Source organism: Kineosporia mesophila (genome assembly GCF_021129235.1).
GTDB lineage: Bacteria > Actinomycetota > Actinomycetes > Actinomycetales > Kineosporiaceae > Kineosporia > Kineosporia mesophila.
In genome coordinates this window covers 1-25,684 of sequence record NZ_JAJOMA010000043.1, presented here as the reverse complement: position 1 = coordinate 25,684, position 25,684 = coordinate 1, and the positions used below count along the sequence as shown (strand labels likewise).

26 protein-coding genes are annotated in these 25,684 nt (G+C 69.8%); 16 read left to right on the top strand and 10 right to left on the bottom strand.

Annotated elements, in window-relative coordinates:
* Positions 1-10 precede the first annotated feature (10 nt).
* From LR393_RS34030 to LR393_RS34005, 6 genes are read left to right on the top strand one after another with little or no spacing between them, the layout of a single operon-like run.
* Positions 11-1,225: an aminotransferase class I/II-fold pyridoxal phosphate-dependent enzyme gene (locus tag LR393_RS34030; protein ID WP_231489343.1), complete on the top strand. Its 1,215-nt coding sequence runs from the start codon at positions 11-13 to the stop codon at positions 1,223-1,225.
* A complete protein-coding gene (locus LR393_RS34025; RefSeq protein ID WP_231489342.1) occupies positions 1,215-2,285 on the top strand; it encodes a mandelate racemase/muconate lactonizing enzyme family protein in 1,071 nt (356 codons plus the stop codon). The genes LR393_RS34030 and LR393_RS34025 overlap by 11 nt, the downstream gene beginning before the upstream one ends.
* On the top strand, positions 2,282-3,424 hold the full coding sequence (locus LR393_RS34020; RefSeq protein WP_231489341.1) for a M20 family metallopeptidase: 1,143 nt from the start codon (positions 2,282-2,284) through the stop codon (positions 3,422-3,424). Before LR393_RS34025 ends, LR393_RS34020 begins: the two co-directional genes overlap by 4 nt.
* A 1-nt stretch (position 3,425) precedes the next feature.
* Positions 3,426-4,571 (top strand): M24 family metallopeptidase, encoded by a 1,146-nt coding sequence (locus LR393_RS34015; protein WP_231489340.1) that lies wholly within the window; start codon positions 3,426-3,428, stop codon positions 4,569-4,571.
* Complete coding sequence (locus LR393_RS34010) at positions 4,568-5,038, top strand: RidA family protein (protein ID WP_231489339.1); 471 nt, start codon at positions 4,568-4,570, stop codon at positions 5,036-5,038. The genes LR393_RS34015 and LR393_RS34010 overlap by 4 nt, the downstream gene beginning before the upstream one ends.
* 4 nt (positions 5,039-5,042) lie before the next feature.
* Positions 5,043-5,810, top strand: coding sequence for an SDR family NAD(P)-dependent oxidoreductase (locus LR393_RS34005; RefSeq protein WP_231489338.1), 768 nt, complete (start codon positions 5,043-5,045; stop codon positions 5,808-5,810).
* Here the strand turns inward: LR393_RS34005 and LR393_RS34000 are convergent.
* From LR393_RS34000 to LR393_RS33990, 3 genes are all read right to left on the bottom strand, one after another.
* Positions 5,807-6,682 (bottom strand): carbon-nitrogen hydrolase family protein, encoded by an 876-nt coding sequence (locus LR393_RS34000; RefSeq protein ID WP_231489337.1) that lies wholly within the window; start codon positions 6,680-6,682, stop codon positions 5,807-5,809. The genes LR393_RS34005 and LR393_RS34000 overlap by 4 nt on opposite strands.
* Before the next feature lie 124 nt (positions 6,683-6,806).
* Positions 6,807-7,763 (bottom strand): M56 family metallopeptidase, encoded by a 957-nt coding sequence (locus tag LR393_RS33995; RefSeq protein WP_231489336.1) that lies wholly within the window; start codon positions 7,761-7,763, stop codon positions 6,807-6,809.
* Positions 7,760-8,146 (bottom strand): BlaI/MecI/CopY family transcriptional regulator, encoded by a 387-nt coding sequence (locus LR393_RS33990; protein ID WP_231489335.1) that lies wholly within the window; start codon positions 8,144-8,146, stop codon positions 7,760-7,762. The genes LR393_RS33995 and LR393_RS33990 overlap by 4 nt, the downstream gene beginning before the upstream one ends.
* 145 nt (positions 8,147-8,291) lie before the next feature.
* Here LR393_RS33990 and efeU point away from each other — a divergent pair, with 145 nt between their 5' ends.
* From efeU to LR393_RS33965, 5 genes are all read left to right on the top strand, one after another.
* Positions 8,292-9,131 carry an iron uptake transporter permease EfeU gene (gene efeU, locus LR393_RS33985; RefSeq protein ID WP_231489334.1) on the top strand — a complete coding sequence of 280 codons (840 nt, stop codon included), beginning with the start codon at positions 8,292-8,294 and terminating at the stop codon, positions 9,129-9,131.
* Positions 9,124-10,299: an iron uptake system protein EfeO gene (efeO, locus tag LR393_RS33980; RefSeq protein WP_231489333.1), complete on the top strand. Its 1,176-nt coding sequence runs from the start codon at positions 9,124-9,126 to the stop codon at positions 10,297-10,299. The genes efeU and efeO overlap by 8 nt, the downstream gene beginning before the upstream one ends.
* Positions 10,296-11,588, top strand: a complete 1,293-nt coding sequence (efeB, locus tag LR393_RS33975) for an iron uptake transporter deferrochelatase/peroxidase subunit (protein ID WP_231489332.1) — start codon at positions 10,296-10,298, stop codon at positions 11,586-11,588. Before efeO ends, efeB begins: the two co-directional genes overlap by 4 nt.
* A gap of 224 nt (positions 11,589-11,812) precedes the next feature.
* Positions 11,813-13,732, top strand: coding sequence for a cellulase family glycosylhydrolase (locus LR393_RS33970; RefSeq protein ID WP_407937375.1), 1,920 nt, complete (start codon positions 11,813-11,815; stop codon positions 13,730-13,732).
* A gap of 138 nt (positions 13,733-13,870) precedes the next feature.
* The gene (locus LR393_RS33965) at positions 13,871-14,428 is read left to right on the top strand and encodes a dihydrofolate reductase family protein (protein ID WP_231489330.1); all 558 of its coding nucleotides are present in this window, start codon (positions 13,871-13,873) and stop codon (positions 14,426-14,428) included.
* 170 nt (positions 14,429-14,598) lie between these two features.
* Here the strand turns inward: LR393_RS33965 and LR393_RS33960 are convergent, their stop codons facing one another.
* The 4 genes from LR393_RS33960 to LR393_RS33945 form a co-directional block, all read right to left on the bottom strand.
* Positions 14,599-15,420 (bottom strand): sugar nucleotide-binding protein, encoded by an 822-nt coding sequence (locus LR393_RS33960; protein ID WP_231489329.1) that lies wholly within the window; start codon positions 15,418-15,420, stop codon positions 14,599-14,601.
* 40 nt (positions 15,421-15,460) lie between these two features.
* Positions 15,461-15,865 carry a hypothetical protein gene (locus LR393_RS33955; RefSeq protein WP_231489328.1) on the bottom strand — a complete coding sequence of 135 codons (405 nt, stop codon included), beginning with the start codon at positions 15,863-15,865 and terminating at the stop codon, positions 15,461-15,463.
* 385 nt (positions 15,866-16,250) lie between these two features.
* Entirely contained in the window at positions 16,251-17,816 is a 1,566-nt protein-coding gene (locus tag LR393_RS33950; protein WP_231489327.1) for an MDR family MFS transporter, read from the bottom strand.
* A 44-nt stretch (positions 17,817-17,860) separates the two neighbouring features.
* Positions 17,861-18,478 carry an acyl-CoA-like ligand-binding transcription factor gene (locus LR393_RS33945; RefSeq protein WP_231489326.1) on the bottom strand — a complete coding sequence of 206 codons (618 nt, stop codon included), beginning with the start codon at positions 18,476-18,478 and terminating at the stop codon, positions 17,861-17,863.
* A 73-nt stretch (positions 18,479-18,551) separates the two neighbouring features.
* Here LR393_RS33945 and LR393_RS33940 point away from each other — a divergent pair, with 73 nt between their 5' ends.
* Positions 18,552-19,697 (top strand): FAD-dependent oxidoreductase, encoded by a 1,146-nt coding sequence (locus tag LR393_RS33940; protein ID WP_231489325.1) that lies wholly within the window; start codon positions 18,552-18,554, stop codon positions 19,695-19,697.
* A gap of 187 nt (positions 19,698-19,884) precedes the next feature.
* On the opposite strand, the gene LR393_RS33935 is transcribed toward LR393_RS33940, so the two are convergent.
* Positions 19,885-20,814, bottom strand: coding sequence for a LysR family transcriptional regulator (locus LR393_RS33935; protein ID WP_231489324.1), 930 nt, complete (start codon positions 20,812-20,814; stop codon positions 19,885-19,887).
* Between the two features lie 86 nt (positions 20,815-20,900).
* Here LR393_RS33935 and LR393_RS33930 point away from each other — a divergent pair, with 86 nt between their 5' ends.
* Positions 20,901-21,824, top strand: coding sequence for an EamA family transporter (locus LR393_RS33930; RefSeq protein ID WP_231489323.1), 924 nt, complete (start codon positions 20,901-20,903; stop codon positions 21,822-21,824).
* 268 nt (positions 21,825-22,092) lie between these two features.
* On the opposite strand, the gene LR393_RS33925 is transcribed toward LR393_RS33930, so the two are convergent.
* Entirely contained in the window at positions 22,093-22,479 is a 387-nt protein-coding gene (locus tag LR393_RS33925; protein WP_231489322.1) for a DUF1304 domain-containing protein, read from the bottom strand.
* Positions 22,480-22,600: 121 nt separating this feature from the next.
* Here LR393_RS33925 and LR393_RS33920 point away from each other — a divergent pair, with 121 nt between their 5' ends.
* Together LR393_RS33920 and LR393_RS33915 are read left to right on the top strand one after the other, a co-directional pair.
* Complete coding sequence (locus LR393_RS33920; RefSeq protein WP_231489321.1) at positions 22,601-23,170, top strand: TetR/AcrR family transcriptional regulator; 570 nt, start codon at positions 22,601-22,603, stop codon at positions 23,168-23,170.
* A 33-nt stretch (positions 23,171-23,203) separates the two neighbouring features.
* Positions 23,204-23,713 (top strand): hypothetical protein, encoded by a 510-nt coding sequence (locus tag LR393_RS33915; protein WP_231489320.1) that lies wholly within the window; start codon positions 23,204-23,206, stop codon positions 23,711-23,713.
* Between the two features lie 36 nt (positions 23,714-23,749).
* On the opposite strand, the gene LR393_RS33910 is transcribed toward LR393_RS33915, so the two are convergent.
* The gene (locus LR393_RS33910) at positions 23,750-24,634 is read right to left on the bottom strand and encodes a helix-turn-helix domain-containing protein (RefSeq protein WP_231489319.1); all 885 of its coding nucleotides are present in this window, start codon (positions 24,632-24,634) and stop codon (positions 23,750-23,752) included.
* Between the two features lie 258 nt (positions 24,635-24,892).
* Here LR393_RS33910 and LR393_RS33905 point away from each other — a divergent pair, with 258 nt between their 5' ends.
* Complete coding sequence (locus LR393_RS33905) at positions 24,893-25,474, top strand: dihydrofolate reductase family protein (protein WP_231489318.1); 582 nt, start codon at positions 24,893-24,895, stop codon at positions 25,472-25,474.
* The last annotated feature ends 210 nt before the right edge of the window (positions 25,475-25,684 follow it).

Genomic DNA, 25,684 nt, shown 5'->3' with positions numbered 1-25,684 from the left:
GGCTCACCCCATGAGCACCGCAAGCGTTCCCGCCTCCCTGACCCGCCACGACCTTCCGGAGATGGCCGAGCACATCGGCCAGTCGGTCCGGGCGGCCGAGCGGGAACTGGAGAACACCACGGTCGCCGCCGACCAGCCCTTCCTCGACGCGACCTACGCCGACACGCACCGGTTCCCCCCGCCGGAGTGGGCCCTGCCGACCTTCACCACCGCCGCCTCGGGCGAGGGCATGACCTACACCCCCTACCGCGGCGACCACGGCGTGCGCGGCACGGTGACCTCGAACGTGAACACGGTGCTGGGCATCCCGGCCGACGACGTGATCCTCACCCCGGGCACCCAGGGCGCCCTGTTCGTGGCCCTGGCCTCGATCCTGTCCCCCGGCGACACCGTGCTGCTGCCCGACCCGGACTACCTGTCCACCGAGCGGATGCTGCGCTACTTCGGCGCCGAGGTCATCCGGATCCCGGTGATCATGGAGGTCGAGGGCCGCCCGCTGCTGGACCCCGACGCCCTGCGCGCCGCCGCCGCGAAGGGCCCCCGGCTGATGGTGTTCAGCCATCCGAACAACCCGACCGGCATGATCTACACCGACGAAACCCTGGAGCTGATCGCCGAACTCGCGGGCCGTCACGACTTCACCGTGCTGGCCGACCAGCTGTACTGCCGTCTGGTCTACGACGGCGAGACGTACACCAACTTCGCCGCGCTGCCCGGCATGGCCGAGCGCACCGTCACCCTGCTGGGCCCCTCCAAGACCGAGTCGCTGTCGGGCTACCGGCTGGGTGTCGCCACCGCCCCGGGCGAGCTGCTGGCCCGGATGGAAGACGTGCAGTCGTGCACCGCGCTGCGCGCCCCCGCCTACGCGCAGCACCTGCTGGGCCGCTGGCTGGCCGACGACCAGGAGTTCGTCGCCGGGCGCATCAAGGAGTACCAGGCCCTGCGCGACCGCACGGTCGAGGTCCTCAACGGCTCCGGACTGTTCCGGGTGCGGCCCGCCTACGGCAGCGCCTACGTGTTCCCGAAGCTGCTCGTCGACGTGCCCGACCAGCAGGTCGCGATCGCGCTCAAGCGCGACGCCGGCATCGTGGTCAACCCCGGATACCAGTTCGGCGTGGGGGGTCTGGGTCACCTGCGGCTGTGCTTCGCCCAGGACGAGGCCGCCTGGGACCACGCGCTGGAGCGCATCGTGTCGGTGGTCGGGAACCTCGCCCGTGGGGCCTGATCCCGTCCTCGATCAGATCATCGATCTGCGGGCCTGGTCGGTGCGGCTGCCGTTGCGCCGGCGGCTGCACCACGCCAGTGCCGACACGACCTTCCTGCACAGCGTCATCGCCCGGATCTCGCTGTCCGACGGCACGTCCGGCTGGGGCGAGATCCGGGCCAACGGTGAGTACGCGACCGGCGAGGGGCTGTCCGTCATGGTGGACGCGCTGCTCGCCACCCGCTGCGAGGGTCCGGCCGAGGAGGTGGCCGGGTGGTTGCTGGAGCGCTCGGTCCTGGCGGCCGCGGTGGTCGACGCGGCGCTGTGGGACGCGCGGTCGCGGCGATCGGGGCGGCCGCTGCACACGCTGCTGGAGGAACGTTTCGGGCTCGCGCCCGGTCCGGGCAGCGTCCGCACCCACGCCCAGATCATGTTCACCGACGACCACACGGTGGTGCGGTCCGCCCTGGACCAGGGTTTTCGCAAGCTCAAGGTCCGGGTCGGCGGCGCCGTGGACGACGACCTGCTGCGGCTGGGGGCCGTTCGCCGGGCCGCCGGGCCCCAGGTGGAGATCACCGTCGACGCCAACGGCGGCTGGAGCACCGACCAGGCGCTGGCCGCACTGCCCGGCCTGGCCGACCTCGGCATCACCTGGGTGGAACAGCCCGTGCGCACGGCGGCCGAACTGGCCGTCGTGCGCGAGCAGGCCGGGCCGGTGCGCCTGCGTGCCGACGAGAGCATCCACGGGCCGGAGGATCTGGACGCGCTGGAGGGCGCCGTGGACGGCGTCCATCTGAAACTGGAGAAGAGCGGAACGGTGGAGCGGCTGTTCCGGCTGGCCGCGGTCTGCACGGCCCGGGGGCTCGACGTCGCGCTGGGCCAGATGGACCAGGGCCGGCTCGGCTGTGCCCACACCACTCAGCTGGCCTCCGCCCTGGGGCTGGCCACGGCCGAGCTGTGGGGTTGCGCGGACGTCACCGACGATCTGGCCTCACCCCTGACCCTGCGCGAGGGCGCCGTGCTCGTGCCGGCCGGCCCCCTGACCGTTGACCTGCCCCCGCACGCCGAGGAGATCCGATGAGCGAACCCGATGTCGTCGAGCTGCTGGCCGATCTGGTCCGCATCGACACCACCACGAGCGCCGACGCCGAGCCGGTGGCCGCGCAGCGACTGGCCCAGGTGCTGCGGGCTGCCGGGATCGTCTGCAGCATCGACGAGTACGCGCCCGGCCACGCGAATCTGCTGGCCACACTGGAGTTCGGGGAGCCCGGCCCGACCCTGATGCTGAACTCTCACCTGGACGTGGTGCCGGCCGGTGACGGCTGGACCACCCCGCCGTTCCAGCCGCAGATCCGCGACGGCTTCCTGTTCGGGCGGGGCGCGGCCGACGCCAAGGGCAGCCTGGCCGCGATGGCCGTGGCCCTGGTGCGGCTGGCCGCGGACCCCGCCGGACTGCGTGGCCGGGTGGTGTTCACCGCCGTCGGCGACGAGGAGGTGGGCAGCTCCGGAGCCCGTCACCTGCTGAAAACCTGGCGTCCCGATGCCGCGGTCGTCGGTGAGCCGACCGGGCTGCGGCTTCTGACCGCGCACAAGGGCTCGGTCCGGCCGGTGATCGAGATCCGTGGGGTCGCGGCCCACGCCGCCACCCCGCACCGGGGCACCAACGCGATCGTGGCGGCCGGTTCCCTGGTGGCCGGGTTCTGCGAGTTCGCCGGGGAACTCGGCCGGCGCGACCATCCGCTGACCGGAGGTCCGACCCTGACCCCGGTGCTGATCAGCGGCGGCGAGGCACCCAACGCCGTGCCGGAACGGGTCCTGGTCACCTTCGACCGGCGCCTGGTGCCCGGCGAGAGCGCGGACCAGGCCCTGGCCGAGGTCGCGACGGTGCTGGAGAAGTTCAACGCCACGCACGCCCCGGCCCTCGCGAGCATCCACGAGTGCGCCCCGAGCACCGGCGGCCCGTCCGAGACCCCGGCCGACGACCCGTTCGTGCTGTCCTGCCAGGCCGCGCTGCGCGCGGCCGGGCTCGACGACACGCTCGGCGGACTGGTCGTGAACTGCGACATGACGCATTTCCGGGCCGCCGGGATCCCCACGCTGGTGGTGGGTCCGGGCTCCCTGGAGGTCATGCACGCGCTGGACGAGAAGGTGCCGGTGGACGAGCTGCGCCGGGCCGTCGACGTCCATGAGTCCCTTGTTCGCAGCTATCTGGGAGATTGACATGAGCCCCACCTTCGAGGCCGCCGAGTTCGAGGACCGGCTGGCCCGGTTCCAGAAGGTGCTCGACGCCGCCGACGTGCCGGTCGCAGTCGTCACCACGCCGGAGAACATCTGCTACCTGACCGGGCACCAGACCCCGGGCTACTACACGTACCAGTGTCTGGTGGTGCCCGCCGCGGGTGAGCCGATCCTGCTGACCCGTGAGACCGAGGTCGTCAACGGCCGGGAGTCCACCTACCTGAGCAATCTCGAGGGCTACCCCGACGTGGCCGACCCGCTGGAGGCCACCGCGGCCCTGGTGCGGCGCTTCGGGGGCACCCGGGTCGGTCTGGAGGCGAACTCCTGGTACTTCACCCCGTTCCAGCGCGGCCAGCTGCTGGGCTTCCTGGGCGGCACCGACGTGGTGGACCTGGACGACGAGCTGGCCCAGCTGCGCCTGATCAAGTCCCCGGCCGAGATCGCCTACGTGCGCCGGGCCGCCGCGATCACGAACGCGGCCTTCGACACCGCGGCCCGCGCGGTGCGCCCGGGTGTGCGTGAACGTGACGTCGCGGCGGTGCTTTTCGCCACGATGATCACCGAGGGCTCGGAGTACGTCGGGATGGAGCCGTTCGTGGCGTCCGGTCCGCGCGCGGGCACCATCCACGCCAGCTGGAGCGACCGGGAGATCCGGGCCGGGGAGGGGGTGCTGCTGGAGGCCGCCGCGTCGAAGGGCCGCTACCACGCGCCGCTCATGCACACCGTGCGCACGTCACCGCTGGACGAGCTCGACGAGCTGAACCGGCGCATGGCCCTGGCCTGCCTGGCCGCCCGCGACGAGACGGTAGCCCTGGTGCGGCCGGGCAACACCCCGGCCCAGGCGCACCTGCGCTGCCGCGAGGTGATCGACGAGCACGGCCTGCTGCACACCTACCGCAAGCGCTCGGGCTACTCCGTCGGTCTGGCCTTCGCGCCGGACTGGGGCGAGGGGCACATCCTGTCGCTGAAGGAGACCGAGCACCGGCCGTTCGAGCCCGGCCTGATCGTGCACGTGGTGCCGACGCTGCGCTCCGAAGCCACGGCCGGCTGGGGCTTCTCGGCCACCCTGCTGATCACCGACGACGGCCACGAGGTACTCACGGCCTGCCCGGTCGCGGAGTCCTGGTGACCGGCGCGAGCGACCCGGTGCCGGGTTCGGCGGACCCGGTGCGCCCGCAGGGACGGTACCGGCCCGCGGCGCTGAGCGGCGACCTGGTGATCAGTGCGGGCATGACCCCCCGCGAGGGTGGCACCCTGCTGGCCACCGGCACGCTCGGGGTTGACGTCGACGTGGAACAGGGTGCCGAGCTGGCGGGTGTCTGCGTACGACGGGCGGTCTCGGCGATGCGAGCCGCGCTGCCCCCCGGGGGCCGGCTGACCGAGATCGCCGAGATGCTCGTCTTCGTCCGCGGTGCCGCGGATTTCACTCAGCACTCGAAAGTGGCCGACGGCGCCTCGGACACGCTGGACGATCTGCTGGAGGGCTGCCTTCCGGCGCGGACGGCGGTCGGGGTGCTCAGCCTGCCCGGCGGTGCGCCGGTCGAGGTCCGGCTGATGGGCCGGTGGGACACCGGTCCCGGAACGGGCGAGAGGTAGATCCATGAGCGGACGCCGGCGGGTTCTGGTCACCGGAGCGACGAAGGGCATCGGCCGCGCCGTCGCCGTGGCCTTCGCCGGCACCGGAGCCCGGGTCGCCATTCACCATCGTGGCGACCCGGCGGCGGCCGGGCGCACCCGTGCGCACCTGGCCGGCGACGGTCACGTCCTGGTCACCGGTGACCTGTCCGACAGCAGCCGGGTTCACCGGATCGTGGACGAGGCATTCGGCGCGCTGGGCGGTCTCGACGTCTTCGTGAACAATGCCGCGATGGCCCCGAACCCCTCGGTGCGACACCCGGTGCTGGAGTCCTCGGCCGAGCACTGGGCCTCGGTCTGGCAGGGCATGGTCGACGTCAATCTGCTGTCAGCCGCGCATTTGATGCACGCCGTCGCCGGTCACCTCGTGCGCCAGGGAACCGGGGGGAGCATCGTGAACATCGGATCCCGCGGTGCTTTTCGTGGGGAACCCGATTTCCCGGCCTACGGTGCGACCAAGGCGGCGGTGCACGCCCTGGGGCAGTCACTGGCGGTCTCGCTGGCCCCGCACGACATCAGCGTGGCCTCAGTGGCGCCGGGATTCGTCTCCAGCGAACGCCAGGCGCCCCGGCTGGCCGGGCCGGAAGGCGACGGACTACGCGCCGCGAGCCCGTTCGGCCGGGTCGGGACACCGCAGGAGGTGGCTGCCGCCGTTCTCTACCTCGCTTCGGGCGAGGCCCGGTGGGCATCGGGCACGGTCCTGGACCTGAACGGGGCGTCGTACCTGCGCTAGGAGACTGGAGCGCGGTCGGGGCGGGGAACGTAGGGGCCCCGGTAATCCGCGAGGTAGGGAAGACGGCTCCGTACGGCCTCGATGGTGGCGGTGTCCAGCGTGGCGACGAGCACTCCTTCCTCGGCCCCCATGACCCCGACCGCCTCTCCGGTCGGTGTGAAAATGCTGCTGCGGCCGAAGAACCGGGCCTCACCGATATCACCGAGCGCGTTGCTGACCAGTACCCAGATGCCCGACTCCAGAGCCCGGCCGGCGTGATAGATGTCGTAGCGCCGCCGTTCGTCTCCCTCCGCGAAGGCGGAGGCGAACAGCACCGCGTGCGCGCCGGCCTGGGCATAGGCGCGCGCGAACTCCGGGAAGCCGGCGTCGTAGCAGATGCCCAGGCCCAGCCGGAAACCCTCGATCTCGAGCAGCACCGGCGCGGAGCCCCCGGCCAGAACCTCAGTCTCGCCCTGCCACACATGCATCTTGCGGTAGGGCTCGCTGATCTCACCGAACGCGGTGACGTGCAGCAGCGCGTTCGCGTACCGGGGTCGCTCCTGACCCGAGGGCACAACGGCTCCGACGAGCAGGTCGACCCCCGTGGAGCGACACACCGACCGCAACGGCTCCAGACGGAGATCACCCGGCAGTACGGCATTTTCCGGCGCAGGCGCCGCCAGCAGGGCAGCCGGGTCGTAGCCGAACAGGAACAACTCGGACAACAGCAGGAGCCTGGCCCCCTGCGCAGCCGCCGCCTCGACGAGACGCACGGCACTACCCACCACCTCGAGTGGATCAGCCGACCACCCGGCCTGCCCGACAGCGACCCGCAGAGACAGCTCTTCCTTGTCCCCCGGGCCCGCCTGGCCTCCGGAAACCGCGTCACTCATCTCGAACAGGCCTTCCCGCCGTGGAGGTTCCCTCGGACACCGTCCAATGACGGCTGCCGTCAACGGTACCCGGTGAATCCCGGCACGTCAGTGGCCGAACCTCAGGAAGTCCCGGTCGACTTCGTCACGTCGCCCGCCCGGTACGAAAGGCGATCTCGGCCAGTTCCACCACCGAGTGCACCCAGGCCACCACCACGACCCCGCTGGCCCAGCAGGCCATGATCATCAGGCCCAGCCGCACTCCCACCGTACGACGGCGAGTCGTGGGCTCCAGCAACTCCCGCACCCGCTCGACCACATCACCGCCGCCGGCCGCGAGTGCGGGTCCCGGCCCCATCGCAAGACCCGGCCCCGCCGGATCGCCCGCCCCGGCCAGCGCCGCCGCACCGACGGCTCGCGCCACCACGACGGGGTCGCCGATCTCGCGGGCCGCACAGGCATCGGCCCAGCGTTCCACCGCGGCGTCGACAGCCCGGGACACCGGGCGCATCAACGGGTTCGCGGCCGCCGCCAGCCGGGCCAGCTGCACGTAGACGTGATGGCGATGCCGCAGATGGGCCCGCTCGTGCGCGAGCAGGGCGGCTCGCCCCGGACCGTCCAGCAGCCGGAGCAGACCGGTCGAGACCACGATGCGCGAGCACCGGCCGGGAACCGCGTACGCAACCACCGTTTCGTCGTCCATGATGGAAAGACCGGCCACCTCAGGAAGGCCGGCCGCCACCGACGAGGTGCGCCGCAGGCCGGCCGCGACCCGCACCACGCACACCAGGGCCCGGGTCATCAAAAGGGCCGCCAGCAGCCCGACTCCGAGGCCGACACCGGCCGGGATCGGGCATTCACGGTACAGGTAGGGCGAGTTCCAGTCGGCCGGATGCAGGGCCGGGAACATCGACACGGTGCTGACGTAGGCGGTCAGGCACAGCAGCATGCCCGTGACCAGCGCGACGGTGAGCGCGAACACTGTCAGCAGCACCGTGGCCAGGGCCGGGGGCATCGCACGGGCGGGCCGGGTCACCGACCAGCCGGCGTTCGCCCCGACCACGACCGGCACGAGGGCCAGGACCAGCATCAGCGCGGTCATCGCGGGTCCTGGGTTCTGCCGAGCAGGTCACGCAGGATCTTCTCGGAGTCATCGTCGAGCGTGTCGACGAACCGGGACAGCACGCTGGCGGTGTCGACGTCCTCGGCGAGCAGCTTCTGCATCTGGTGGGCGATGAGGCCGGCCTCGGAATCGGCCTGGCTCACGGCCAGCGAGTAGGCGTAGGCCCGTCCGCGCGGCTCCCGCACGACCGCCTGCTTGGTGTGCAGGCGCGTCAGCGTGGTCAGCACCGTGGTGTACGCAAGGTCACCACCGAGCTGGGTCTGCACCTGCGCCGGGGTCAGCGGCCACCGGGCCGCGGCCAGGCAGGCCACGATCTCCTTCTCCAGAGCACCGCTGCGCCGCGGGTTTTGCCGTCCCGCCATCTCGCCCACCTCCTGCTCACCCGTCCTACGAAGCAGATTCTAGGTGCTTTCCCCTGGTTAACAGTCGGATAAAGAGGCCTTGCCAAGAAGCTGTCGATTAGGTAAGCCTTACCTCCGCAACTATTGATCAATAGGAGGAAGGCCCGTGTTCGCGAACTACCTGATCGGCCTGCGCGAGGGGCTGGAGGCCGCCCTGGTGGTGAGCATCCTCATTGCCTACCTGGTCAAGGCCGGCCGCCGCGACCGGCTGCCCGTGGTCGGCGGGGGCGTCGCCCTGGCCATCGCGCTGAGTGTCGGCTTCGGTGCCTTCCTCACGTACACCTCCACCACCCTGCTCAAGGACTTCAAGAGTCAGGAACTGTTCGGCGGCATCATGTCCTGCATCGCCGTGGTCTTCGTGACCTGGATGGTGTTCTGGATGCGCCGCACCGCCCGCAACCTCAAGGCCGAGCTCGACGGCCGGCTCTCGCAGGCCCTGAACGTCGGCGGCTACGCCGTGGCCCTCACCGCGTTCCTGTCCGTGTTCCGCGAGGGCCTGGAGACCGCCCTGTTCTTCTGGTCGGCCGTGCAGGCCGCCGGCAGCACCACGAGCCCCGTGATCGGTTTCAGCCTGGGCATTCTCACTGCCGTGGTGCTGGCCTGGCTGCTGTACAACCGCTCGGTCAAGCTCAACCTGGCCCAGTTCTTCACCTGGACCGGTGCCGGTCTGATCATCATTGCGGCCGGGGTGCTGGCCTACGCCGTGCACGACCTCCAGGAGGCCGGCGCGATCGGCGGTCTCTACACGCTGGCGTTCGACATCAGCGACGTGATCCCGCCCAGCTCCTGGTACGGAACGCTGCTCAAGGGCGTGTTCAACCTCAGCCCCCAGACCACCGTGGCGCAGGCCATCGCCTGGACCCTCTACTTCGTCCCCGTCATGACCCTCTTCGTGCTCGGCAGTCGCCGCGCCGGAACCCGAAAGCAGGAAACCTCCCATGCCTGAAGCACTCTCCAAGACCTTCACGGCCGCCGGCCTGCTGGCGGCCCTGGTGGTGTCCGGCTGTTCCTCAGGCAGTTCCACCGGTAGCAGCACCGAAGCCGGAGCCGACGGCCCGATCACGGTCGACGCCGGCGACACCAACTGCGACGTCTCCACCACCCAGATCGCCGCGGGGCAGCACACGTTCAGTGTCACCAACAGCGCCGGCCAGGTCACCGAGGTGTACGTGTACGCCGACGGCGACCGGATCATGGGCGAGGTGGAGAACATCGGACCGGCCCTGAAGCGTGAGCTGATCGTCGACCTGCCCGCCGGCACCTACCAGGTGGCCTGCAAGCCCGGCATGGTCGGCAACGGCAACCGCACCGCGCTCACCGTCACCGGCGCCACCCCCTCGGCCGCCACGCTCGACGAGAACCTGAGCAACGCCGTCGACGACTACAAGAAGTACGTCAACAGCGAGGCCGCGGCCCTGGTCGACACCACCAAGACCTTCACCGACGCGATCGACGCCGGGGACATGGACAAGGTCAAGGCCGCCTACCCGGCCGCGCGCCTGCACTACGAGCGCATCGAGCCGATCGCCGAGAGTTTCGGTGACCTCGACCCGCTGATCGACATGCGCATCGACGACGCCACCGACGGCACGACGTTCACCGGGTTCCACGCCCTCGAGCAGCTGATCTACGAGAAGGACACCCTCAAGGGCACGTCCGACCTGGCCCAGCAGCTCGACACCAACGTCGAGAAGCTGCAGACCGTGATCAAGGACGTCGACTTCACCCCGCTGGTCATGGGCAACGGCGCCAAATCGCTGCTCGACGAGGTGGCCAAGTCCAAGGTGACCGGTGAGGAGGAGCGCTACTCGCGCATCGACCTGGTCGACTTCGCCGGCAACGTGGACGGCGCCCGCTACGTGTACACCGCGCTGCGCCCGGCCCTGCAGGAGAAGGACCCCGCCCTGGTCAAGACCCTCGACGAGCGCTTCCCGGCCCTGGTCGACCTGCTCGAGACGCACCGGGCCAAGGAAGGCGAGGCGGGCTACGTCACCGGCAGCCCGTACGTCTCCTACGACGACCTCAGCAAGGACGACGTGAAGGCCCTCGCGATCGAGGTCGACGCGATCTCCGAGCCCCTGGGCCAGATCTCCGGGGTCGTGAGCGGCAAGTGACCGAACCCGTAGCAACTCCACGACCTTCGCGGCTCAGCCGTCGCCGGTTGTTCGGCCTGATCGGGGGCACCGGTGCCGTCGGTGTCGCTGCCGGGGTGGCCGGCGCCAAGGCCACCACTGGGGACGCCGGTCACGACGGCTCCCACAGTCAGGTCGTGGGGTTCTTCGGGGACCATCAGGCGGGTATTGCCACGCCCGCCCAGGACAGACTGCATTTCGCCGCGTTCGACCTCAGCCCGGTCGCCAGTCGCGAGGCGCTCGTCGAGCTGCTCACCGAGTGGACGAACGCGGCGCTGAAGATGACGGCGGGACAGGACGTGGGCACCGGTGCTGTCACCGGTGACCCGTCCGCTCCCCCGGACGACACCGGTGAAGCGCTCGGGCTGGCCGCTGCCAAGCTCACCGTCACCATCGGTTTCGGCGCCAGCCTGTTCACCGACGCACACGGCAACGACCGGTTCGGCATCGCCGGCCGGCGCCCCGAGCAGCTGGCCGACCTGCCCGCCTTCGCCGGTGACGCCCTGAAGGCGGAGATCAGCGGCGGGGACCTGTGCGTGCAGGCCTGCGCGGACGACCCCCAGGTAGCAGTGCACGCGATCCGCAACCTGGCCCGCATCGCCCGCGGGACCGCGTCCGTACGCTATTCGCAACTCGGCTTCGGACGCACCAGCAGCACCACGGTCAGCCAGGAAACCCCGCGCAACATGATGGGTTTCAAAGACGGAACGGCCAATCTCAAGGCCGACGACACCGACTCGATGAACCAGCACGTGTGGGTGCAGGACGGCGACGGCCCGGACTGGATGACCGGCGGCTCCTACCTGGTCTCCCGCCGCATCCGCATGCTGATCGAGCCCTGGGACTCCACCCCGCTGACCGAGCAGGAACGCGTCATCGGCCGCACCAAGGGCGCCGGCGCCCCGATCGGCCGGACCAAGGAGTTCGACCCCGTCGACCTGGACGCCCAGGGCAGCGACGGCGCACCCCTGATCGACCTGAAGTCGCACGTGCGCCTGGCCCACCCCACCACGAACAACGGCGCGACCCTGCTGCGGCGCGGCTACTCGTTCACCGACGGCACCGACGACCTGGGCCGCCTCGACGCCGGCCTGTTCTTCCTGGCCTACCAGCGCGACCCCCGCACCCAGTTCGTCACCATCCAGAACTCCTTGGCCGGCAACGCCAACGACGTGCTGAACGAATACATCCAGCACGTCAGCAGCGGCCTGTTCGCCTGCCCGCCCGGGGTGAAGGCGGGCGAGTACGTGGGGCAGGCGCTCTTCACCTGAACCCTGACACCGGACGACATGTGCACCCGGCCAGGATCTGATCCTCTGGTCCCGTCCGCCGATCAGCCTTCCGTGTAACCCCCATTGGGGTCAGCCTCAACGGTTCCAGGTCGTTGCTTCGCCGTCGGCCGTGTTCGACGCTCAGGGGTCCGATCCATGAGCGTCTTGCGGGGCGCGGAACAGGAGCACCTGTGGCGAAATCCGGTCCACCGACGGTCCGGGCGATCACGCTCACCCGGCCTGCCGCCCTCCTGGCGGTGATCTCGGCCCTGCTGTTCGCCTCGCTGGCGGCGATCAGCCCCGCGCAGGCCGCTGCCGGCAACCCGGCCGGCAGCGGCTACTGGCACACCAGTGGCCGGCAACTGCTCGACGAGAACAACAACCCGGTCCGGATCGCCGGAGTCAACTGGTTCGGCTTCGAGACGACCAACTACGCCCCACACGGGCTGTGGACCCGGGGCTACCGGTCGATGCTCGACCAGATCAAGTCCACCGGCTACAACTCGGTCCGGTTGCCCTACAGCGACGACATCTTCAAGCCCGGAACGGTGCCGAACGGGATCGACTTCTCCAGCGGCAAGAACCCCGATCTGCAGGGGCTCAGCCCGCTGCAGGTGATGGACAAGATCGTCGCCTACGCCGGCCAGATCGGCCTGAAGATCGTCCTGGACCGGCACCGGCCGGACTCCTCGGGCCAGTCCGAGCTCTGGTACACCTCCGCGGTGTCCGAGGCGACCTGGATCGCAGACCTGAAGAGCCTGGCCACCCGGTACAACAACAACCCGACGGTGATCGGCATCGACCTGATGAACGAGCCGCACGGCGCGGCCACCTGGGGTTCGGGTGACACCACCACCGACTGGCGGCTGGCCGCCGAAAGGGCCGGTAATGCCGTCCTCTCGGTCGCCCCGAAACTATTGATCTTCGTCGAGGGGGTGGAGAAGTATCAGGGCACCAGCGCGTGGTGGGGCGGCAACCTGCGCGGCGCCGGCACCTACCCGGTGCGGCTCTCGGTCGCCGGCCGGCTGGTCTACTCCCCGCACGAGTACGCCACCAGCGTCTACCGTCAGCCCTGGTTCGACGACCCCACGTTCCCGGCGAACCTGCCCGCGCTCTGGGACGCCGAGTGGGGATACCTGTCCAAGAACAACGTCGCCCCGGTCTGGGTCGGTGAGTTCGGCACCACCCTGCAGTCGACGATCGACCAGACCTGGCTGCGCAGTCTGGTCACCTACCTCCGGCCGACCACGGCGAACGGCGCGGACGGCTTCAACTGGTCGTTCTGGTCCTGGAACCCGAACTCCGGCGACACCGGCGGGATCCTGAACGACGACTGGACGACGATCAACACCACCAAGGACGCGTACCTGGCCTCGATCAAGTTCCCGCTCGGTGCGATCGTGAACCCCTCCGATGTCACCGCGCCCACTGCCCCGACCGGTCTGGCCGTTGGCGCCAGGACGGCCGGCAGCATCGCACTGAGCTGGAACGCTTCCAGCGACAACGTCGGCGTGACCGGATACGACGTGTACCGGGGCAGCACCCTGGCCGGCAGCGTGGCCGGCACCGGCTTCACCGACACCGGCCTGACCGCGGCCAGCACCTACACCTACACCGTGCGGGCCCGGGACGCCGCCGGCAACGTCTCCGGCCCCTCGACGGCCATCACCGCTACGACAGCGACCAGCACCGCCACGGTGAAGGTCCAGTACCAGAACAACGACACCGCGATCGGCGACAACCAGATCAAGCCCGGCCTGCAGCTGGTCAACCCCGGCACGTCCGCGCTGAACCTGGCGTCGGTCACGGCCCGGTACTACTTCACCCCGGACAGCGGCAGCAGCACCTACTCCACCTGGTGCGACTACGCCACGATCGACTGCAGCACGGTCCGGCTGCGGGTGGTGCCGCTGAGCCCGGCGGTGAACGGCGCCGACGCCTACCTGGAGGTCAGCTTCACCGGCGGCACGCTGGCGGCCGGCGCGAAGAGCGGGGAGATCCAGTTGCGGCTGAACAAGAACGACTGGTCGAACTTCGACGAGTCGAACGACTACAGCCGCGGTACCGGCACGAGTTACGCCGACAGCACCAAGGTGCCGGCCTACGTCGGCTCCACCCTGGCCTGGGGCACTCCCCCGGCCTGACGAGAACCCGTCGCGATCATGCACTCTCGGGCAGGCGCCCGGAGTGCATGATCACGACGGCATCGTCGGGGCCGCCGTCCCCACCGTGCCGCCCGACCGGGCCTAGACTGCCGGGACCGACCGAGAGGGCATGGGGCGATGCGGAAACTGGTCTACGGCATGAACCTGTCGCTGGACGGCTACATTGCCGCGCCCGGCGACGACATCAGCTGGGGCACCTCGAGCGACGAGCTGTTCCAGTGGTGGCTGGAGCAGGAGCAGGCGATCGGCCTGTTCCTGTACGGGCGCAAGCTGTGGGAGGCCATGAGCTCCCACTGGCCGACCGGCGACCAGCAGCCCGGCGCCACCCCCGCGCAGATCGAGTTCGCCCGGAACTGGCGCGACACCCCGAAGGTGGTGTTCTCCTCGACCCTCGGGAAGGTCGACTGGAACGCCCGCCTGGTCAGCGGCGACGCGGTCGCGGAGATCACCCGGCTCAAGACCGAGGACGGCGGGCCGATGCGGGTCGGCGGCGCGACACTCGCCGCGACGGCCCTGCGGGCCGGGCTGATCGACGAGTTCACGACCGTGACCCATCCGGTCCTGGTGGGCGGCGGGACACCGTTCTTCACCGCGCTGGAGGGCTGGGTGAATCTCGACCTGGTGGAGACGCAGACGTTTCCCGGTGGCGTCGTAGTGACCCGTTACACGCTCTGACTCAGGCCGCGCGAACACCGGCCAGGACCTCCTGAGCCGTCACGGAAACCCGCTCTGGATAGCCGATCCCGCCGCCAACGACTCCTACGCCCAGGCCGGCTCCCCCGCACTGCGGCTCCGCCTGACAGCCCCTCACCCTCACCCTCACCCGGCGGTCTGCCGGTCAGGGGTCAGCGCACCAGGAACTCCCGCGCCCCTCGCAGCCGGGTCGTGAGTTTCGCCTGGGTGGCGGTGCTGTCCAGGCGCACGTCGAGCGGCCCGGCCACGTCGGAGTCGGCCCGGCGGCCGGTGGGCAGCGGCTCGGGGTCGAGCCCGTCGCGGTGGGCGATGAGCGTTCCCAGCTCGTGGCGGCTCACCGCATCGGTACCGGCCAGATGATGGACGCCCACCCCCGTTTGCGCTGCCAGTTCCAGCAGGGCGGTGGCCAGGTCGGTGACGTGCACGGCGCAGCGCACGTCGTCGGTGAAGAGCACGCCCGTCTTCGTGCCCGCCGCCAGCGCGTGGGTGAACCGTTCGGTGGGCGAGTCACCGCCACCCACGATGAGGGACGTCCTGGCCACCACGGCGGTCGGGTCCAGTCCGGCGACGGCCACCTCGGCGGCGGCCTTGGCCGCGCCGTAGGCACTCACCGGATCGGGGCGGGCGCTCTCGTCGTACGAGTCCGCGGCACCGGAAAAGATCGCGTCGCTGGAGACGTGCACCAGGCGGGCTCCCACCCCGGCCGCAGCGGACGCCACGTGCATCGCGCCGGCCGCGGTGGTGTCCCAGTCCGCCTGCCGGTAGGCCACGTTCACCACGGTCCGGGGCCGCACCGCGCGGGCCAGTGCATCCACCTCGTCGCGCCGGCAGATGTCCAGACCCCGCCAGGTGGCCGCCGCCTCGCTACCCGGGCGGCTGTGGAACGTGGCCGTCACGTCCTGCCCCGCCTCCAGCGCGAGACGGACGATCTCCCGGCCGAGATATCCACTGCCGCCGATGACGAGAAGGTCCACGGCTGAAGGATAGGCCCGGCCCCCGCCCGGTGACCGGGCCTCAGGTGCCGAGCAGGTCGCTCCGGCCGAAAACCGCTTCCAGGAAGGCCTCGTCGTCCATTCCCGAGCTCACCAGCAACGCTTTCACCGCGCCGATCACCGGGCTGAGCAGCGCGGGTCGTTCCAGGCTGATGTCGACGACCGTGCTGGTGGTCTCGGCGATGTCGGTGATCCGGTCGAACTCGTGGGCGGCCAGGTCGTCACCGGTGAGGTATTTCAGGCGCACCAGGGCCACCTGGGCCTGGGTGGGGGCGGCCACGACCGTTCCGTAGTGGGCGGCGAGCGCGGGGTCGAGACCGTCGACGTAGAGGGTGGGTCTGTCGGTGATGGGCAGCAGGTCGTGCTCGTTGACCAGGACCGTGAACGCGGCTAGCTGTTCGACGGTTTCGGCACTTGTGCCGGGCATCACGCGACTCCTCATCAGGCCTGCAGGGGCACTGATAGGAACGGTGTGCAGCGTTCACAGGTTCGACGAATCGGCCGGAATCGGGCGTGGTCTGCGTGACACTCCCCTGCGTCACTTCATGATCACCCACAGGAGAGATGACCACGACCCCGGCGGGGCCGTGGTCGTGCGCCCTACTTCTTCTTCCCGGACTTCTTCTTGCCCTTCTTACCCTTCTTGGCCTTGGTGTCCTTCTTCTTGCCCTTGGTGTCCTTCTTCTTCGCCACGGCTTCCACTCCTTGATGGCCGGCAGGTGAACTTTGCCCATCGGTGAGGGAGGTCTTCGGCTTGAGGACGCCCGGGGAGACTTGAGTCTCCCCGGGCGTCCTCCATGTCCGGGCTGGTTCTACACCGTGACCGGATCCGGCTCGGACTCGGCCGTGTGACCATCGGCCAGTTCCTTCTCCGGCAGCAGGAAGGCCAGCACCAGTCCGACCGCGAACAGCGGGATCAGGTACAGGAACACGGGGGTGAGCGCGTGCTGGTACGACGCGATCACGGCGTCCTGCGCGGCCTGGGGCAGAGCGTGGACCAGGGCCGGGGTGAGGGCGTCGGTGTTACCGACGGCCTGGGCGGACGAGGCGTCCAGGCGGGTGGCGAGCTGGTCGGTGAGGCGGCTGGTGAACACCGCGCCGACCCCGGCGATGCCGAGGGTGGCGCCGATCTCCCGGAAGAAGTTGTTCGAGGAGGTGGCGGTGCCCACGTCGGAGGCCGGGAAGTCGTTCTGCACGGCCAGAACCAGCGTCTGCATCATCAGGCCGAGCCCTGCGCCCAGCACGAAGACGTAGACGCAGATCAGCGCGACCGGGGTGTCGACGCTCAGCGTGGACATCAGCAGTGCCGCCAGCATCACCAGCGCGACGCCACCGATGGGATACATCCGGTACTTGCCGGTGCGGCTGATCGCGTTGCCCGAGGGGATGGCCGCGGACATGATGCCCACGACCATCGGGATCAGCAGCAGGCCGGACTCGGTGGCGCTGACGCCGTAGACCATCTGCAGGTAGGTGGGCAGGTAGCCGATGATCGCGAACATCCCGACGCCGATGACGATCATGCCGATCAGCGTGGCCATGTTGAAGATGCGGCTGCGGAACAGGTACAGCGGGATCAGCGGGTCGCTCGTGCGGCTCTCCCAGACGAAGAACAGGATCCAGGCCAGCACCCCGCCGACACCGGTGCCGATGACCAGCGGGTCGGTCCAGTCGTACTCGGTGCCGCCCCAGTCGGCCACCAGCACGGTCGCGGTGACGGCGGCGGCCATCAGCACGAAGCCGATGACGTCGAGCCTGGCCGTGGCCTTGTGCCTGGGCAGCTTCAGCACGATGGCGCACACGATCAGGGCCAGACCACCCAGCGGCAGGTTGATCCAGAACGCGTAGCGCCAGCCGATGCTGTCGGTGAACCAGCCACCCAGCAGCGGGCCGGCGACCGAGGACAGACCGAAGACCGCGCCGATCGGCGCCATGTACTTGGCGCGCTGACGGGCCGGCACCAGGTCGGCGATGATGGCCTGCGAGGTGATCATCAGGCCACCGCCGCCCAGCCCCTGGATGCCGCGGCCGATGATGAGCATCGTCATGTCTTGCGAGAGACCGGCAATGGTGGAGCCGACCAGGAAGATCGCGATGCCCGACAGGAACAGGGTCTTGCGGCCGACGAGGTCACCGATGCGACCGTAGACCGGCATGGCGATGGTGGCGGCCAGGATGTAGGCCGTGGTCACCCAGGCCATGTGCTGCACGCCCTCGAGCTCACCGACGATCGTGGGCAGCGCGGTGCTGACGATGGTCTGGTCGAGCGCGGACAGCAGCATCGTCAGCATCAGGCCACTGAAGATGACCCAGAAGTTGGCGGGGACGCCGGTGGGACCGTCATAGGTCGTTCGGGAGGCTGGGATCGGTTCAGCCATGGGGCAACTCCGGGGGTCTTCGAAGATCGAGCGCGTTGTCGCGCCTAAAGGATGAGAAAGCTATTCAGCAGCGTGAGCGTGTGCTCGACCTGCGTGACCGGGGAGACCTGCGGTGAGGTCTCGGAGGCGGGCCCGTGCGCCCAGCGCTGCAGGCCGGTGCGCATGGCGGCCAGCCCGACGGCAGCGATCAGGGTCGCGGTCTCGTCGCCGGGTTCGGCGCCCAGCCGCTGGGCCACGGTGGAGGCGACGAACTGCTCGAACGTGTCGAAGCCGGCCAGGAGAGCGGCCAGCACGGACGGATGCTCCGCGGCCAGGGCCATCACCTGGCGCAGCTCTTCCCGGTCGGGCTGGTTCAGCTCCAGTTCCCGCAGCAGCAGCTGGGTCAGGTCACGCAATACCTGAGGCGGTTCCTTCTGCGGGGAGGCCAGGAACTGCGCCAGCGCGTCGGCGGGCAGGGTGCGCGGCCCGGCGATGACCGCGGCCTCCTTGGTGGTGAAGTAGTTGAAGAACGTGCGCCGCGACACCCCGGCCGCGGCGCTGATCATGTCGACGGTGACGTGGTCGAAGCCGTGTTCGACCGCCAGCCGCAGCGTGGCCGCGTGGATGTCACGCGCCGTGGCCTGCCGCCGCCGGGCGCGCAGGTCCCCCTCGTTCGCCGTCATGTCCAGCAGTATTGCACGCTGTGCAAGTTCTGCATGCTGCGCAGTTGGGTGGTCTTGATTAAGCTCGGCCTTCGTGACTGGACAAAACGTGCACGTCGTCGTCATCGGAGGCGGTATCGCCGGCACCTCCGCCGCTCTGGCCCTGCACAAGGCCGGGATCTCCGTGACCGTGTGCGAGGCTCATCCGGGCTCGGCCGGTGATCTCGGCGCGTTCCTGACGCTGGCCAGCAACGGGATGCGGGCGCTCCACGCGATCGACGCCGCCACGGTGATCTCCGGGGTGGGATTCGACCTGACCGAGCTGAGTGCGATGGGCGCCGACGGTGTGCCGCTCATGACCCGTCCGATGGGTGAGTCCGGGCATCCGCCCTACCGTTTCCGCTGCCTGCGCTGGAGCGCGCTGATCGCGGCCCTGCAGGCCGAGGTGGTCCGGCGGGGCATCCCTCTGCGGCACGGTGCGGCTTTTGTCGCGGCGACGCAGGACGCGTCCGGCGTCACCGCCTCGTTCGCGGACGGCTCCCGGATCACCGCCGACCTGCTGCTGGGGGCCGACGGGCTCAACTCCCTGGTGCGCCGGATCGTCGACCCCCAGGCCGTCACCCCGCGCTACGCCGGACAGCGGGTCTTCTACGGCTACACCTCCTCCGCGCAGCCACCCTCGGCGCCGGGCCGGATCACCATGGTGCGGGGCCAGGCCGCCTCGTTCGGCTACGCCGTCTCCCCCGCCGGCGAGACCTCCTGGTTCGCCCGCCAGAGCGCTACCGCCGTACCCGAAACCGGGCCGGTGACTGCGGCTCTGCGCGACGACCTGGTGCAGGCACTGCGACTGGACAGCACCCCCACCGCCGACATCGTCGCGGCCACCGACAACATCCTGGTGACGAACACCAGCGACCTGCCCGACGTGAGCACCTGGTCCCGAGGCCGCCTCCTGCTGACCGGAGACGCCGCCCACGCCGCCTCCCCCGCCACCGGCCAGGGCGCGTCGATGGCCTTCGAGGACGCCGTCGTACTGGCGAAAGCATTGCGGGACAGTGATTCCGTGGACGAGGCGATCGCGTTGTTCGAGCACACCCGAAAGCCCCGCACCCGGCGCAACATGGAAGCCAGCGCCGCCCTGACGGGCCGCGGCACACCCCCACCCGTGACCCCGGCCCCGACCTCGCCAGACACCGAACTCCTGCGCCAGATGAACTGGGAAGCGAAACTCCTCGGGTGAGGCGGGGACGCTTGAGAAGAGCCTTGGGACGAGAACGTGTCCGCGAGGGCGCACGAATATCACTGACAGCCGCCGTTTCTGAGGAGGCGACACGGGCACACCGTCCACCGTTGATACCGCGCGCCTTCTGCCGTCACGCAGCGGTACCGGCGAGTCGCCCGGCAAGTAATTGAAGCTGGCAAAACCCTCAGGCCGACAGTTCCATCACCGGCGACAGCACCGGGTTCGCCCGGGCCGCCGCCGCCAGGGCCTGACGGAACGCCTCGACCAGACGGTGTTTCGAGCGGCCGGAGCGCACCGCGGTGAACAGGGTGCGGTGCGGATCACCCGGTAGCGAGACCAGCTGGGCACCTTCCAGATGGGCGGCCCCGACCAGTGAGGGAATGAAGGCCACGGCGTGCCCGAGCCGCACCAGGTGCGCGTGCAGTAGCGGGTCCGGGCTCTCGAAGCGCACTTTCGCCTCGAAACCCGAACGGCGGCAGAGCGCGTCGGCCCAGCGGCGGGCCGGGCTGTTGTGCGGGTCGAGGGCCCAGGACATCTCCGCGAGGTCGGCCAGGCGCACCGGCCGGACACTGTGCGGGCCCTCCCCCGGCAGCGCCAGGCGCAGTGCGTCGTTGATGAAGTCCTCCCGGTCGATGCCCGAACGGATGGGCTCGGGCTGCCCGGGGTACTCCTCCCCCAGGATCAGGTCGACCTCGTGAGCCAGCAGCCCTTCGTAGGCCGGGCCGACCTCGCGCTGGGTGATCTCCACGTCCATCCCCGGATGGGTCTGGCCCAGTACGCTCAGGGCCACCGGCAGGATGCTCAGCAGCACGGTCTGGAACGAGGCCACCCTCAGCGTTCCGTGGATCTCCGGCTGCGCGGCCGACAGCTCCGCCTCGGCCAGCTCGAGCTGCTCCAGGATCACCCCGGTGTGCTTGACCAGCGTGAGCGCCTCGTCCGTCAGCCGCACCCGCCGGCCGACCTTCTCCAGCAGCGGCACCCCGGCCTCGCGCTCCAGCTGCGTCAGCTGCTGCGAGATCGCCGACGGCGTGTACGAGAGCACCCGGGCAACCTCGGCCAAGGTCCCCGAACGGTTCAGTTCGTACAGGATGCGCAAGCGGGACAGGTTGAGCACGGGCATCCGTTCGTAAGCCGTTCTAACGCTTTATGGTCAAGAGCGTTCACTAGACTAAATGAACACTCCACCTCGATGCTTGAAACATGCCCGCAACATCCTCGACCGGCCCCCGTGCGTCCAGTCCCGCCCTGTTCTTCATCGTCGGCTCCTGCTTCTCCCTGCAGTTCGGCGCCGCGTTCGCCGCGAAACTCTTCCCCGAACTCGGCAGCTGGGGCACCACCGTGCTCCGCCTGGGCATCGCGTCACTGATCCTGCTGGCCCTCACCCGGCCGGCCGTGCGCAGCTGGAGCCGCACCCAGTGGCGCGCCACCCTCGCACTGGGGCTCTCGCTCGCGGGCATGAACGGCTTCTTCTACGCCGCGCTGGAGCGCATCCCGCTCGGAACCGCCGTGGCCATCGAGTTTCTCGGCCCGCTGATGCTGGCCGCAGCTCTCAGCCGCAAGGCCCGCGAACTCGCCTGGGTCGCTCTGGCACTGGCCGGTATGGCCCTGCTCGCGATCGAGAGCCTCACCACCGCACACTCGCTCGACCCGCTGGGCGTGCTGTTCGCCCTGGTCGCCGCCGGCTTCTGGGCCCTCTACATCCAGACCGGTTCCCGGGTCGGTATTCTCGTGCCCGGTACCGGCGGCCTGGCCGTCGCGCTGGCCATGGCCACGATCGTGGTCGCACCGATGGGCCTGCACGGCGCCCTGAACGTGGTCGGCTCGCCGCATCTGCTGGCCATCGGGGCCGCCACCGCGCTGCTTGCCTCGGTGATCCCCTACACGCTGGAAATGGCCGCCATGCGCCGGATCCCGCGCAACCTGTTCGGCATCCTGCTGAGCCTGGAGCCCGTCGCCGCCACCCTCGTCGGATGGCTGCTGCTGAGCCAGACCCCCGGCCCGCTACGCCTGGTCGCCATCGGACTGGTCGTGGCCGCCAGCATCGGCTCCAGCCTCAGCGCGGCCCGCGCGACCCAGGCCGAGAACGCCCCACGCACCGACGACCGGGTACTCGTACCGGCCTGAGACCACCTGAACACGGTAGGACGCAGCCGACGCCCCTCGTCCCCTTGTTCGTGATCATGCACTCACCCAACCCCCGTCCGGGAGTACCCCACTTCCCGGCCGAAGAGGGAAGGCATGATCACGAACAAGAAGGTGGCCGGCCTTCGGCGTCATCGTTTCGCGGGGGTGTCTACACCTGCCGGGCCGACCCGGCCTCGTTGTCCAGGATCTCAACGCCGGGGCCGGGTCACGGCGTGCCCGAAACCGGGCAATGCCGGTGGCCACCGCACTAGCTGAACGCGACGAGCGCCAGGGTCACGATCGCCGGCACGAACTGCCCCACCGCGGACTTCAGGTACTGGCCGCCCGTGCTCATCAGCACCAGCCCGGCCACCGCCATGCAGGCCGTCCCGAAGATCACCAGCGTCTTGCCCACGATCAGCGCATCGCCGTCGGCGGCCAGCAGCACCAGGCCGACGGCGACCCCGATGGCCAGTGCCAGGTTGTAGAAGCCCTGGTTGTAGGCCATCGGCCGGATGGTCTCGGCGTCCTGCCGGGTGGCGATGTTGAACCGGGCGAACACCGCCGGGCGCGTCCACAGCACGCTCTCCAGCACGAACGCCGCCACATGGAACAGCACCGCGAGGATGCCCACAACCGTCGCCGCGATCAGCACGTCTTGTCTCCCACTTCCGTCGCACGACCCCGGCCGTGCGCCTGCCCGCCCTCATTCCGAACCGATCGGTCCGAGTTGATACTCTGGACCGATCGGTTCGGAATGTCAATGAGGGAGGGGCATGGCCCGCACCAAGGAGTTCGACGACCTCACCGCCGTGACGGCCGCCCGTGACGTGTTCTGGGAACGCGGATACGGCCCGACCTCGCTCGCCCAGCTGATGGCCGCGACCGGGCTGAGCAAGTCCAGCCTCTACGAGACGTACGGCAGCAAGCGTGATCTGTTCACCCGGGCCGCCGAGAACTACCTCGACCTGATCATCAACCCGCGCCTGGGCCCGCTCGATGCCCCGGGCGCCGGACGGGACGAGCTCATTGCGTACTTCACCGGCCTGGAAGCGTTCTTCACGAAGGCCCCCGACCGGATCGCCCGGCGCGGATGCCTGCTGCTGAACACCGCGATGGACCTGAACGACCTGGACGACGAGGCCGCCATGCTCGTGAGCGGTTACCGGGAGCGGGTGTTCGAGGCTTTCCGGGCAGTCCTCGGCACGCTCGGCCGGGCGGACGCCGAGCGACGGGCACAGATCCTCACCGCGTCGCAGATCGGTCTGATGGTGACTTCGCGCCTGGATCCGGCCGCCGCCGCGCAGCTGGCGCACGCGCTGGCCGAGGACGTTCGGACCTGGTGAACCTCCTGCACACCTTTACGACATGATGCCTGAGTGACCTCGCCCGACTCTGACCCCACCGACCTGCACACCGAACTCCGGCGCCGACTCGCGTCCTCTGATCTGGACCATGTCGAACTCACCGCCGCGACCGGGCCGGCGCTGCGGGTGGACGTCATCCAGGCCGGTCAGCTCTTCTTCTGGATCACGGTCATCGCCACCACCGACGCCGAGTTCGACCGGGCCTCGGGCGCCCGGGCGGCCATGCGCTCGTTCCCCTGGACCATGCCGTTCAAGCCGAAGCTCGAGCGCCGCCAGGCCACCCTGCCCGTGCTGTGCCGGTGGCAGCGGGCCTATGTGGACGACACCGCCGACCTGTGCATCATGCTGCTGGACAGGCACTTCCGGGTGCCGCTGGACACGGTGAAGATCTCCGGCGAGGCCCCGGCGAACACCTCCGCGAACACCTCGGCCGACGCCGGCCCACCGCCGCCGGCCGCGGCCAAGCAGCAGAAGGTGTGGCTGCGCGACATTACCGCCTGGTTCATGCGCACCCGAACCTGAGCCATTGTTCGTAGGGCCGCCTGTCTCAGCTGATACTCATGAAGACGGCGGGTTCGGTTCGCTAGGTGGGCCGGCGTCGCAGATCTGGGTCACCTGGGCCTGGGTGCGGTTGATCCAGCCGGCCACCTCGGTGACGCCCTTCCACCGTCCGCCGGCGTCGCGCTGGACGTGGCGGCGCACGAACTCGTCGCGAAGCTGGGTCGCGGCCCGGCGCCGGGCCTGGGTCGCGATGATCGCGCAGGCAACGGTGAAATACCGTTCACGGGTGTGGTCCACGTCGGTGGACAGGGCGATTCCCCGCTGCGCGGCCAGCGTTTCCAGAGCCCGGTCGTCCATGACCTTCAGTTCGCCGGGCGGGGCCAGGGCCTGGGTGCGGGCGGCGAAGAACTCGTCGGGCCGCCAGCGCCCGGCCTTCTGCAGGCCCCGCCGCGCACCCGGGTCGAAACAGACCAGTGCCCAGGCCAGATCCGCGCGCTCCGGCTTCAGCGCGGCCAGTCGGGCCTCGGCCTCGTCCACCAGACCGGCGGCCAGTTTGAGCCGCGCCGGAACCTCCGCCGGGGTGGCCGCCGCGCCCAGCTGACTCTCGACCCAGGCCTGCTCCTTGGCCGCGATCTCCTCGGCATCAGGAATCTTCAGGCCGGACCGGGTCTGACCGGCCCCGCTGCTCCCGGCCTTCGACGGCGCCGGTGGCAACGGGAGCCGGCGAAGCTCCGCCACATGATCCGACCGCAGCTCCCGCCCCTGTTTGCGCCAGTTGGAGACCGTCTGCCGCGAGACCCCCATCAGACCGGCGAGAACCTCGACGCCCCAGCCGGCCTCGTCGATGAGTGCAGCGATGTAGGCACGCATCAGCGAGGTCCGGGTGCGATCGGCCTGCATCTCCCTGAGGTGCCGCACCACGTCCTCCGGCTCGTCCTTCATGAGGCGAGCCTAGAGCGTGCCCGGATCAGCCTTCCCATGAAGGTCGGCCTCCCGCCGGTGCGCGCCCGGACGGTCCCGATCACCGCGACCGGCTGATATTCCTCGGTCTACGCGTTCAACCGGGCTTTCAGCCGTGAAGGCCGCCTGTCCCCGGCCCGATACCGCAAGGCCACGATCACGGAGCCAACTCGCGGGTTTACCGGAGCCGCAGCTCACAGTCCGCTAATTTGAGGGCTCCCCAATGCAGAGGAGCGCCCCGTGGGCAAAGTCGTCATGTACGGCTCGGTGTCGGTGGACGGCTTCGTCGCCGACGAGAACGACCAGCCCGGAGCGCTGTTCGACTGGCTGACCAGCGGTGACGTTTCACTGGACGAGAGCGGCGTGCTGAAGGTGTCGCAGACGTCGCACGATTACATCCGCCCGTACTGGGACCAGATCGGCGTCACGATCGTCGGTCGCCACGTCTTCGACCTGACGGACGGCTGGGACGGCAAGCCACCGGGCGGGATCGACCACGTGGTCGCCGTGTCACACCGACCCGCGCCCGAGGGCCGGGATCCCGAGGCACCGTTTTACTTCGTCGACAGTATCGAAGCAGCGGTGAGCAAGGCCCAGGAGCTTGCGGGCGATCGCCTGGTCGAGGTCGCCGCCGGCGACGTGGGGGGTCAGGTGCTGGCCGCCGGCCTGGTCGACGAGGTACGTATGGACGTCGCACCCGTTGTGTTCGGTTCCGGCAAGCGTTACTTCGGGTCCGTCGATGCCCAGCACCAGTTGGAGGATCCGGATGTGGTGATCCAGGGCAACCGGGTGCTTCACCTGCGCTATCCGGTGCGCCGTTGACCTGATCAAGCGGGTTCAAGCCGTCCGCGCCCGCTTCCCCCTCTTCGTTCGTGATCATGCAAAGCCTCCCCGGGGAGGTTTTGCATGATCACGCACAGGGATGAAGGACGATGTGCCCCTGCCGTGCGGTGGTGGTCGCCGGCCGGGCCTGGGTGTTCGGGTGGTCAAAGCAGTAATGGCGGCCCGCGCCGCTGCCTGAGTTTCCTCATA

What these genes read in the sequence shown, in the direction of transcription:
- LR393_RS33920 (WP_231489321.1), top strand. Translation starts at nt 22,601, where the DNA reads ATGGCCCGCACCAAGGAGTTCGACGACCTCACCGCCGTGACGGCCGCC.
- LR393_RS34005 (WP_231489338.1), top strand. Translation starts at nt 5,043, where the DNA reads ATGAGCGGACGCCGGCGGGTTCTGGTCACCGGAGCGACGAAGGGCATC.
- LR393_RS33910 (WP_231489319.1), bottom strand. Translation starts at nt 24,634, where the DNA reads ATGAAGGACGAGCCGGAGGACGTGGTGCGGCACCTCAGGGAGATGCAG.
- LR393_RS34030 (WP_231489343.1), top strand. Translation starts at nt 11, where the DNA reads ATGAGCACCGCAAGCGTTCCCGCCTCCCTGACCCGCCACGACCTTCCG.
- LR393_RS34015 (WP_231489340.1), top strand. Translation starts at nt 3,426, where the DNA reads ATGAGCCCCACCTTCGAGGCCGCCGAGTTCGAGGACCGGCTGGCCCGG.
- LR393_RS34000 (WP_231489337.1), bottom strand. Translation starts at nt 6,682, where the DNA reads ATGAGTGACGCGGTTTCCGGAGGCCAGGCGGGCCCGGGGGACAAGGAA.
- LR393_RS33930 (WP_231489323.1), top strand. Translation starts at nt 20,901, where the DNA reads ATGCCCGCAACATCCTCGACCGGCCCCCGTGCGTCCAGTCCCGCCCTG.
- LR393_RS33950 (WP_231489327.1), bottom strand. Translation starts at nt 17,816, where the DNA reads ATGGCTGAACCGATCCCAGCCTCCCGAACGACCTATGACGGTCCCACC.
- efeO (WP_231489333.1), top strand. Translation starts at nt 9,124, where the DNA reads ATGCCTGAAGCACTCTCCAAGACCTTCACGGCCGCCGGCCTGCTGGCG.
- LR393_RS33965 (WP_231489330.1), top strand. Translation starts at nt 13,871, where the DNA reads ATGCGGAAACTGGTCTACGGCATGAACCTGTCGCTGGACGGCTACATT.
- LR393_RS33955 (WP_231489328.1), bottom strand. Translation starts at nt 15,865, where the DNA reads ATGCCCGGCACAAGTGCCGAAACCGTCGAACAGCTAGCCGCGTTCACG.
- LR393_RS33995 (WP_231489336.1), bottom strand. Translation starts at nt 7,763, where the DNA reads ATGACCGCGCTGATGCTGGTCCTGGCCCTCGTGCCGGTCGTGGTCGGG.
- LR393_RS34020 (WP_231489341.1), top strand. Translation starts at nt 2,282, where the DNA reads ATGAGCGAACCCGATGTCGTCGAGCTGCTGGCCGATCTGGTCCGCATC.
- LR393_RS33945 (WP_231489326.1), bottom strand. Translation starts at nt 18,478, where the DNA reads ATGACGGCGAACGAGGGGGACCTGCGCGCCCGGCGGCGGCAGGCCACG.
- LR393_RS33990 (WP_231489335.1), bottom strand. Translation starts at nt 8,146, where the DNA reads ATGGCGGGACGGCAAAACCCGCGGCGCAGCGGTGCTCTGGAGAAGGAG.